Genomic DNA, 10,217 nt, shown 5'->3' on the forward strand with positions numbered 1-10,217 from the left:
ATGAATTTTAGTTATACTTAATTTTGATATTCCTGATGTCTATTAATTCTACATCATAAACCAGCGTTGCTTTTGGAGGGATTTTATTCTGATCACCCAACAATCCAAAAGCGAGGTGCGAAGGTATAATAAATTTTGCTTTGTCTCCAATGCGGAGTAACAAAATTCCTTCATCCAGACCACTTTCAACGGCCCCGCTACCGATCTGGAATTCCTTATGTCCATCCTTTCCAGAGGAGTAACATGAATCACCATTAAGAAGTATCGAGTAATAATTAATAATAACGTAATCACCTTTCTTTGGAAACAGACCATTTCCTTTTTTATAAATCATATATCGCAATCCTGTTCCTGTTTGTTCCATAGTCCAACCATAACGCCTGATGAAATCATCAATGAGATCACTTTCGTTCTTAGTCATTTGTTTGTTGGCTTTTATCAGGATCTCCTTATACGGATCAGGATTAAAGGCTTTTTCCTTCTCTGAAAGTTTATTACGACATGCTGATATTATTGAACTAAAAGCAATCAATAAAATAATGAAAGCAACTGTTTTACCTATTACCGACATAACACTATTCATGATAATTATATCCTGACATCTGATTTGCAATATTTAATTGCTCTTTATAAACTGCGAGTAGCTCCTCCAGTTTAAGTATTGTTTCTTCGATAGTAACGTACGAATTTGCACCGGCTGCATTTTTATGACCACCTCCCTCAAAATGTCTTCTTGCAAAGTCATTAACAGAAAAGTTGCCCCGTGACCTGAATGACATTCTGATATATTTATCTCTTTCCATTATTAAACAGGCAAAGCTTACTCCAGTAATTGAAAGGGCATAATTTACGATACCTTCAGAATCCCCAATCTGATAATTAAATGACCGCAGCTCTTCTTTTGTCAGACAAATATAGGCTGAATGATATTCCTTAAGAACTTTCAGCTTTTTACTCAAGCAGTAACCGAGTAAGCGCATCCGGTCTTCAGAATAGGTGTCATAGACAAGTGTATGGATATGTTCACCATCAACACCTCTTTTCATTAAATCGGCAATAATCAGATAAGTGTTTTCGTAATTACATGAATAGCTAAAAGAGCCAGTATCTGTTACTATACCTACATAAATATTTTCAGCAATAGGTTTAGAAATGAGGTACTTCCCTCCAAGCTCATCAATTAATTTATATACCAGTTCTGCTGTCGAAGATGTTTCAACGGAAGAAATCACAATGTCGAATTCATTTTCAGGCTGAGGATGATGGTCTATTAATATTTTGGGGACAAAGCTTTTGCGAACCGGATCCTCAAGTTTATCCAACCGGATAAGTGCATTAAAGTCGAGACAAAATATTAATTCAGCCTGAGCGATAATGTGTCTGCATTTTTCAGGCAGCCTTTTATAGATCAGGATATTCTCACTTCCTGGCATCCATGACAGGAAGGCAGGAAAGTTATTCGGTACAATGATATCCACATGGTGCCCCGTAATTGTCAGAAATTGCCCAAAAGCCAGGGATGATCCCAAAGCATCCCCATCAGGGTTAGTGTGAGTAGTAATTACCACATTTCTTTTTGAGGAGCTGAGCAATTCTTTGACTTGATAAGCAACTGTTTTGGTCAATGCTCTAATATTTAAATATTGTCAAAATAGGTTGGCAAATTTATAAATTTATAAAATATAACAGACTAAGACCTTGCAATTGATTATGTATTATTTTTGCGCACGATAACGGTAACCAGAGCAAGCCCATTTTCCAAATTCCGTTGCAGAGTATTTAATTAATCCCGACTTGCTTCGCAGTCGGGATTAATTCGACTTACAAATTTTACTGCACTTTGTTTGTAAAATTTGAGTCTCATTAAAAATCTTTAAAACCAACATTTATGTCAGGAAAAATCACATTGACCACGATTAAACCTTTAGCTGTGCAGAAAAATCACACAGGTGCAATATTAAAACAGATAAATGAAGCAGGATTCCGGGTTATAGCGATGAAATACCTCAAATTGACAACGGATCAGGCAAGGGAATTTTATGCCATTCACAGAGAAAGGCCATTCTTTAATGATTTAGTAATGTCAATGAGTTCAGGTCCCATAGTAGCTGCTATACTTGAAAAGGACAATGCTGTCGAAACATACAGGGAACTCATTGGTTCTACAGATCCTTTAAAAGCAGCACCAGGTACGATACGGAGTTTATATGGGATATCTATTGAAGCGAATGCAGTGCACGGTTCTGACAGTGACGAAAATGCAGGGATTGAAAGTGATTTTTTCTTTTCAAAATTGGAACGGTACTGATAATTCTATTTTCCGACATTTTCAGGCATATATTCTGAAAATGTATGATCGTTAAAAAAAATCACAATACGTACTGATTTAATTACGCCAGTATTTTGTGCTACTTGTGTATCGCTTTTTACAGGTGATGTGCTATCTTGGAGTAAGGTTTTCCCTTCTTCAACAGGGGAAACCTTCAAACCAGTTTCGGATTTGAATGTTTCTATGTGACCAGTTCGTATTTCCTGGTTATTAATAGTAATTTTTTCTTTTCGTATCATCGCGCCGTGATCAAACAAAAGCCAATCAGGATTAATTTCCGGAAAACATCGTAAAATTTTCAGTACAAAATCAAGACTCGGTTTATTTCTTCCAGAAAGAACATGTGAAACGCTGGATGGTTGCACTCCAATTGTCGATGCAAACTCAGAGGCTGTGATTTCTTTCGATTTGATTAATTGAAATATTCTTTTTAGCATAAGAATGCCAAAATTAAGTCATTTTGAATAAATATGCAAATTCTTCATCACAAATGTAATAATTGAATTATTCACATTTGTATCTAATAAAAATTAATATCATAACATATTTTACAATTGTAACTCGAGATTGAATTTTAGATAAAAACAGCCTGTAAAGTAGATTTTCGTTTATGTCAAGGGTTGGCATGCATTCGAATTGTTACAGACTCGAATTTACACCCTGAACTAAAATATTTACAGTTATAAATTCCTTTTAATACAGTTTGTATTACCTTTTGCAAAAATACCGATTAAAGTTTATATTTTACCCTTGCCCTATGTGATCCGAACTAAGGTTCACATAAAATGGCGAAAAAACCTTTTTCTATCTTAATATCCATAGTGATAGTGGTATTTCAGACAACCGGATCGGAATGGATTAAGATCACAGCCGATTCTCCTTCGCCGGCTCGCGTGAAGCTCATCTCCTCTACTATTTCTTCTTCAGTCATTAAATATTCGATCGATGGATTTTATTTAAACGAATACCAAGACAATCGCAATAATTCATATTGTGTACGCGTCGATAATGCAGTTCCCATTCTCATGGCCGGTTATCCGGATCTGGTAAAATTATCGGAATCCATTATAATTCCTGACCAGGGTGAAATGAAACTGAATATTGTTTCGGCCCATTTCACTGATTATACCAATATGTCTATTGCTCCATCATATGGAGATATGCAAAGGAATGGGAGTCAAAATTATTATTCAGCAAAAAGTGATGCATATCGCACGGATGCTTTTTACCCCAATATGCTGTCTGATATTAGCGAACCTTTTATCTTAAGAGATTTAAGAGGGCAGACTGTCACTATTTTCCCATTTCAATATAATCCCATCCAAAAAATACTGCGTGTCTACACAGAAGTCATTGTGGAATTGGTTGCCGATAAAAGTGAAGGACGAAATCCTTTTGTCCGCAAATACGAAAATTCGGCATCAAATGGATTTAAAGAAATATATAACCGCCATTTCCTAAACTATAGAATGACAGATAACAGAGATGATAGTCAAATGGAAACCACCCGCATGCTCATCATTTCATATGGTCCTTTTATAGAAGCCTTGCAGCCTTTAATAGACTGGAAATTACAATGCGGTATTATCTGCGATGTTGTAGACGTCGCCCAAATTGGTGATGCAGAAGCAATCAAAAATTATGTCACAAACTACTATTACTCATATGGCCTCTCCTATTTGCTGCTTGTCGGTGATATTGAATACATTCCTTCTTTGAGCACTGAACTGGGTATTTCTGATAATTCCTATGGATATATAGCCGGCACAGATCATTACCCCGATATATTTGTCGGGCGCTTTTCTGCTTCAACGCTTAATCACGTGAGGATTCAAGTCGAAAAATCTTTACGGTATGAAAAAAATGAGTTTGAAGCAAGGGATTGGTTATCAAAAAGTATTGGCATTGGATCCAATCAAGGTCCTGGTGATGATAACGAAATGGATTATGAACATGTAAGGAATCTTCAGAATAAGTTATTAAGCAACGGTTACAGTTATAAGTATGAATTGTTTGATGGTAATCAGGGTGATTTTGATGCTGCAGGAAATCCTACCAGCAGGATGGTAAAGGAAGCCATCAATGAAGGTGCAAGTATATTATTGTATACCGGTGTTGGAGACTTTTCTTCATGGGGAACTTCAGAATTCAACGTTAATGATGTGTTCCAATTGAATAATGCAAATCGTTATCCATTTATCATCTCGGCCGGGTGTTATGGTGGCGCATTCAATCATCCGTTATGTTTTGCCGAGGCATGGCTCCGGGCATCGGATAACGATATACCAACTGGAGCTGTAGCAGCATTTATGACGACCGGACAATTAGGCTGGTATCCCTCCATGCACGCCCAGGATGAAATGATATCCTATCTATTAAATGGGCATGACAATTCGGCTTTAATGACATTTGGAGGGATGACCATGAGTGGTTGTATGGCCATGAATGATAAATATGGGATAGCAGGTGGCAGACTCACAGATATATGGACAATATTTGGAGATCCTTCACTTATTTTACTATCGGGTACCCCTAAAACTATCTATGCACAACATGAGGATGTGATATATTCTGATGCTGAAACATTTGAAATTAAATGTGATATTGATGGAGCACAAGCGGTATTGACATGCAATGATCAAATCGTGGGTGCTGGAAAAATTCTCGAAGGAGTAGCCCATATTAAGATTGCAAATGAATTGCAGTGTGATGAGGTCACTTTAACCATAATAGCTAATAATTGTATACCTTATATTAAAAAGTTATCATTAGTATATTACCCATCCCGGATTAAAATATCCTCACCTGTCAACTGCCAGGAAATGGTTTCTCCTTATAAAACGCTGCAATGGTCAGCAGGTAATGGAAGTAAACCGCAATTTTACAAGATATATATCGGAACCGACAACCCTCCGACTAATTTACTTAATGGACTGACATTGAGAGACACGTTTTATTTATATGATAAAACTTTTGAATACAACCGGAAATATTTCTGGCGTGTTGACGCTTATAATCAATATGGTTTTATAAATGGGGATATCTGGCAATTCAAGATTACATCACCTCCTGATGAAGATTTTGAAGATGCAACACTTCCCCGGAATCTCTGGGGCTTTGAAGGCATTTATGGATGGCAAATTGACAGCACGGTTCATTTTAATGGTTTGATGTCGTGCAAATCGGGGCAAATTGGTGCTAATGAGAGTTCGTCAATGCTTTTTTACTCAGAAAATACAATAGATGATTTTGTAAGTTTCTGGTTTAAGATTTCATCTGAATCAGGAAAGGATAGGTTCGAATTCCTTATTGATGGAAATATACAAGGAGAATGGTCAGGGGAAGTTTCATGGGTTAACTGCATATATTTTGTTCCAAAAGGGAAACATGTACTTGAGTGGAAATATGCAAAAGATGAAAGGGATGCCAAAGGTTCCGATGCTGTGTGGATTGATGATGTTTATCTGCCAATAAACGAAGAAATTTATGTTGATGCCGGGTGGGAAGCATTCTTCTGTGAAAAAGAGGTCATCAATTTGACCGGAGATGCCCGGAATTTCACATCTGTGAAATGGACAACCAATGGCACAGGTATTTTTACAGAACCTACAGCGCTTAATACAACTTATATTCCGTGTCTTTCTGATTACAATAATAAAAATCTATGTGTAACATTAACGGCTTATAATGAATATACGTTTACATCTGTAAATAATCAAATGAAAGTAAATTTTACACCATATCCGATAGAGCTGAATAACATAAAGGACACGACCCTTTCAATAGGAGAAATTTTAAATATTGATGCTTTTTCCCCTGACATTCAATCCTATCTCTGGATGCCATCAGGATTCAGGGAAAGCAATTTAATAATTGATTCAAGGGAGTTTAAAGCCGGGACGCACACCATCACATTAAAAGCAATTGGTACGAATGGTTGTTTATTCGAGAAATCAATGAATATCACTTTTTTTAATAATTCCGATAAAATGCGTACAGAGTGTATTCAATTGGAAATATTTCCCAATCCCAATGATGGGATATTTAATCTGAAAATTGATTCTGAGTTCCCGTTAAATGTCGGAATTATTATTTATGATATATACGGAAAGATAATTTATGAACAAAAAGGTATTTCTGTCATGGATATCTATTCAGAGAAGCTTGATCTGTCAAATGTTGAAAATGGCCTATATTTTATTCAAATAGATGGCGGTGCAAGTTATCAAACGAAAAAACTGATTATTCAAAAATAAAAAAAGTCATTTAAGAGCCTCAACTGTTTCATACTGTTTTGGAAAAGCCCCTACCCTGGTAAGGGGTACATACATAGGAAAGGGTAAAATAAAAAGCAAGTGCCAGGGCTTGCTTTTTATTTTTTTTTTAAAATTTGTTTTATAATTATTAATGACATAACTTTGCCGCACAAAGTTCTGTTGTTCACCCATTACCCTACCCCAACAGACTACTTGTAACCCCTAACAGCATTCAGAATTATTAACTGAATGTCGTTAGAAAGTCAAAATGTTATGAAACAGAAAGTGCCTGTATTACCTTCGTTTTATCTTATCAGTAAATTTATTTTCTTTATTTTCAAGGTACTTTCATATTATAATACTGTCGTGAAATCCACTCCATACGCAATTATGGAGTCATAATAGTGTTCGTTGAAATTTAACTGACTGTAAATAATATAGTCGGATGCAATTTTAACACAATTGATTCTCTTCACCCAGGGAATCCCCTTTCCTATGTATTTTTCAATGAAAAATTGATGTGTTGATGTATTGTTTGGAGTAATGTATAAATGTTTTATTTGTGAGACTCAATTTTTGAAAGCCGAAGGCGCACCAAAAATTGTAAGTCGAACAATCCCGACAAAGTCGGAAGGTATAATACCACGCCCTTTGGGGCAGAATAAGGGGCCGGGGCGCCGCTGGAGCGGCATGTCGCAAGCTCAACTTGCCCCGGGATTCATACCTGTGATTTATATAATTCATAATCAGATAAATAAAAAAATAACTGCATAATTTTTAAACAATATTATATAGAGCTTGTATTTATGATTAATCAAGTGAAATGGTCCCAAAAAATTTGACAGTAACTTAAGGCTATAAGCGATGTATAAACCTTAAAAAATATACAAAAATGAAGAAATTCTTACCTTTTTTATTGATACCGTTGCTCTCACTCGCTGGCACGTTTTCAGTGAGTGCGCTAGGCTGGTATGATGCAAGTTGGCACTACCGGAAAAGCCACACCATCCATTCAGCGACTGGAGCAGGAACAAATTATCAAGTTATGATAACCGTTCATTATGCCGGTGGAACCGATGGTGCTGGAGATGTTTATTGTAATAGTAAATGCAAAACCGATTTTGGAGATATACGGTTTACCGCTTCTGATGGTTCAACGCTATTAGGTTATTGGATACAGTCTTCCACAGCCAGCGACAACGCTGTATTTTGGGTCAAGGTATCGGCGGATCTCGAAAGTTCAGCACAATCGATATATGTTTATTACGGCTATTCAACCGCTACTACCACCAGTAGCGGCTCTTCAACATTTATCTATTACGATGACGGTTCTTCTACAACAGGGTGGACCGTATCCGGTAATGCCGGAACAACAAGTTCCATAGGAAACCCTCCAAATTCGCTATATGCTCAAACCCACACCGCTGGTGCACAGAATTACATGTATAGGAATAGCGGCATCGCCGCGAATACATTTACATCTTTTAACGTTTATACCGAGACTGGTAACCTGGGAAACTTTTATTTTCTATGCAATTCAAGTGGATTAGGACAGATGTACCGTCTGGATTCCAGGGGAACCTTATCCTATACGGGTTTTGCAACTACCACCAGTTGGAATGTCTGGGGCACTCCTGGTGCAAGCCAAACTTCGTCGCCTCTTACATGGTATAGGTTTGGTATTGCCATTAATTCAGCGGGGAATTCGTCAACTCTGTATTATGATGCTACGACCAGCATGAGTCCTGTTCCCGGTACTGTTCTAAACTCTACCACCTACGCTGTTACAAACAATGGTGGGTATATTGGTCTCGGCGGGGATGCTTTAGGAGGAACTGTTAACACCTATTGGGATAACATCATCACCCGCAAGTATGTAAGCCCGGAGCCTGCGAATGGAACTTATGGAAGCGAGGAAGTTTCTTATACTTGGACGCATGGTACCTCTACTGACTGGCAAGTTGCAACCAATTGGACACCTACCCGTACAACACCTGCGACATATGACGTTCTTCAATTTAGTGGCGGTGGAAGTGTCACATTAACCAATGTCCCCACTCAAACTATAGCGCAATTAATTCTCTCCAACAGTTCAACAGTGAATCTCCAAACTGGAAGTTCGGCTACATTAACAGTGAACGATGCTTTGACCACCACGGTTTCCGGCGATGTTCTCAATTTCGGTCCCGGAATTATTCTTGCCGGTACCCTTTCCACAATTACCAATACGGGAACTATTCAAACATCGGTACCAACATCAACGAGTGAAACACCGATTCCCTCAGGTAAAACATGGGGCGGCACTATAGAGTACAATGGATCAGGGGCACAAACGGCGGTTGGTGGAACATACGCAACTCTTAAAATAAATAATTCAACCGGAGTGACGCTTGCTGCCGCAGCAACGGTTACTACTCTCACAATAGGAGATGTAACATCAGGCAGCATTTTCAACGATAGCGCTTATACAGTTACAACGGCTACCACGCTGAATCTCAATACGGGGACGTACAATTGCACTGCAGCTACCTTCCCATGGGGAACACTAAACGCCGGCACGGGAACAGTGAATTATAGTTTGGGAGGTACTCAAACTGTTGCTGCAGGAACCTATTACAACCTCGGCCTTTCAGGCTCAGGCACAAAAACAACAGGAGGAATTGTAACCGTTGGCGGCAATCTGAGTGTAGGAACCGGAGCAACTTTTGCTACCGGTGCTACAAATACCTGGACACTTTCAGTTACCGGTACAACATCAGTTACAGGTACATTAACACTTGCTAACACAGGCACTAAAACATTTACAGGAGATGTAACAATTAATTCCGGAGGTGTTTGGAATGAAACTGACGCTGCAGCTATTAATTATGGTGGTAGCTTGCAACACAGTGGTACAACTTTTACAGCCAGCACGGGAATTCATACCTTTTCAGGCACCACCAAAACGATTGGTGGAACTTTAACTATTCCGTCTGTTACAATCAGCGGAACAATTCAGAACAACGGGACATTAACTGTCACAACGGCATTAGCTCAATCGGGCTCACCCACATTAACAAACACAGGCACACTTAATATTAACTTTACAGGAACCCCGGGACTTACAGCACTTACAGCTACTGCAAACGGCAACACCGTTAATTACGGATATGCCGGGACACAGACGCTTATTTCAACTAATTATTACAATTTAATATTAAGTAACACTAGTGCAAAAACATTGCAAACAGGTACTACGGCAATAGGTGGTAATTTTACTTTATCAGGAACAGCGACAACTATTGCAGTAGTAAGCCTTACTATCGGTGGGAGTGTTACTATTGGGACGGGTACCTCATTTACTGCCGGGTCTTTTACTCACAATGTTGCAGGAGATTGGACTAACAATGCTACTTTTACTAATACCGGAAGCACAATAAATTTCAACAGATCAGGTGCACAGGCCATTGGGGGAAATACGGCTATATCATTTAACAACCTTACATTATCCAGCTCAGGCACCAAGACATTTTCTGCTGTTGCATCAATTGGGGGAACACTATCTATAAGCGGAACAGCAAATGCCGCCCTGGCAACTGGCACTAATTCTACGGTAAATAAACTAATACTTGGTGGGATTATCGAGGTTTCTG

At 38.3% G+C, this 10,217-nt stretch carries 6 protein-coding genes; 3 read left to right on the forward strand and 3 right to left on the reverse strand.

The window, feature by feature from the left end; genetic code table 11:
* Nucleotides 1-7 precede the first annotated feature (7 nt).
* Together NT175_07455 and NT175_07460 are read right to left on the reverse strand one after the other, a co-directional pair.
* Nucleotides 8-583 (reverse strand): FKBP-type peptidyl-prolyl cis-trans isomerase, encoded by a 576-nt coding sequence (locus NT175_07455; GenBank protein ID MCX6234546.1) that lies wholly within the window; start codon nucleotides 581-583, stop codon nucleotides 8-10.
* Entirely contained in the window at nucleotides 576-1,625 is a 1,050-nt protein-coding gene (locus NT175_07460) for a DHH family phosphoesterase (protein ID MCX6234547.1), read from the reverse strand. The genes NT175_07455 and NT175_07460 overlap by 8 nt, the downstream gene beginning before the upstream one ends.
* 263 nt (nucleotides 1,626-1,888) lie before the next feature.
* Between NT175_07460 and ndk the strand changes: the two genes are divergently transcribed.
* Nucleotides 1,889-2,308 (forward strand): nucleoside-diphosphate kinase, encoded by a 420-nt coding sequence (ndk, locus tag NT175_07465; GenBank protein ID MCX6234548.1) that lies wholly within the window; start codon nucleotides 1,889-1,891, stop codon nucleotides 2,306-2,308.
* A 5-nt stretch (nucleotides 2,309-2,313) separates the two neighbouring features.
* On the opposite strand, the gene NT175_07470 is transcribed toward ndk, so the two are convergent.
* Nucleotides 2,314-2,766, reverse strand: a complete 453-nt coding sequence (locus tag NT175_07470) for a helix-turn-helix transcriptional regulator (protein MCX6234549.1) — start codon at nucleotides 2,764-2,766, stop codon at nucleotides 2,314-2,316.
* Between the two features lie 348 nt (nucleotides 2,767-3,114).
* On the opposite strand from NT175_07470, the gene NT175_07475 reads away from it, so the two are divergent.
* Both NT175_07475 and NT175_07480 read left to right on the forward strand, forming a co-directional pair.
* Nucleotides 3,115-6,585 (forward strand): C25 family cysteine peptidase, encoded by a 3,471-nt coding sequence (locus tag NT175_07475; GenBank protein MCX6234550.1) that lies wholly within the window; start codon nucleotides 3,115-3,117, stop codon nucleotides 6,583-6,585.
* A gap of 892 nt (nucleotides 6,586-7,477) precedes the next feature.
* Nucleotides 7,478-10,217, forward strand: a 2,740-nt coding sequence (locus tag NT175_07480) for a DUF2341 domain-containing protein (protein ID MCX6234551.1), incomplete at its 3' end; no start/stop codon positions are given.

Source organism: Bacteroidota bacterium (assembly GCA_026391695.1).
GTDB lineage: Bacteria > Bacteroidota > Bacteroidia > Bacteroidales > JAGONC01 > JAPLDP01.

Excerpts from the sequence above, each read along its gene's own strand:
- NT175_07455 (MCX6234546.1), bottom strand. The coding sequence starts at position 583 with ATGAATAGTGTTATGTCGGTAATAGGTAAAACAGTTGCTTTCATTATT.
- ndk (MCX6234548.1), top strand. The coding sequence starts at position 1,889 with ATGTCAGGAAAAATCACATTGACCACGATTAAACCTTTAGCTGTGCAG.
- NT175_07470 (MCX6234549.1), bottom strand. The coding sequence starts at position 2,766 with ATGCTAAAAAGAATATTTCAATTAATCAAATCGAAAGAAATCACAGCC.
- NT175_07475 (MCX6234550.1), top strand. The coding sequence starts at position 3,115 with ATGGCGAAAAAACCTTTTTCTATCTTAATATCCATAGTGATAGTGGTA.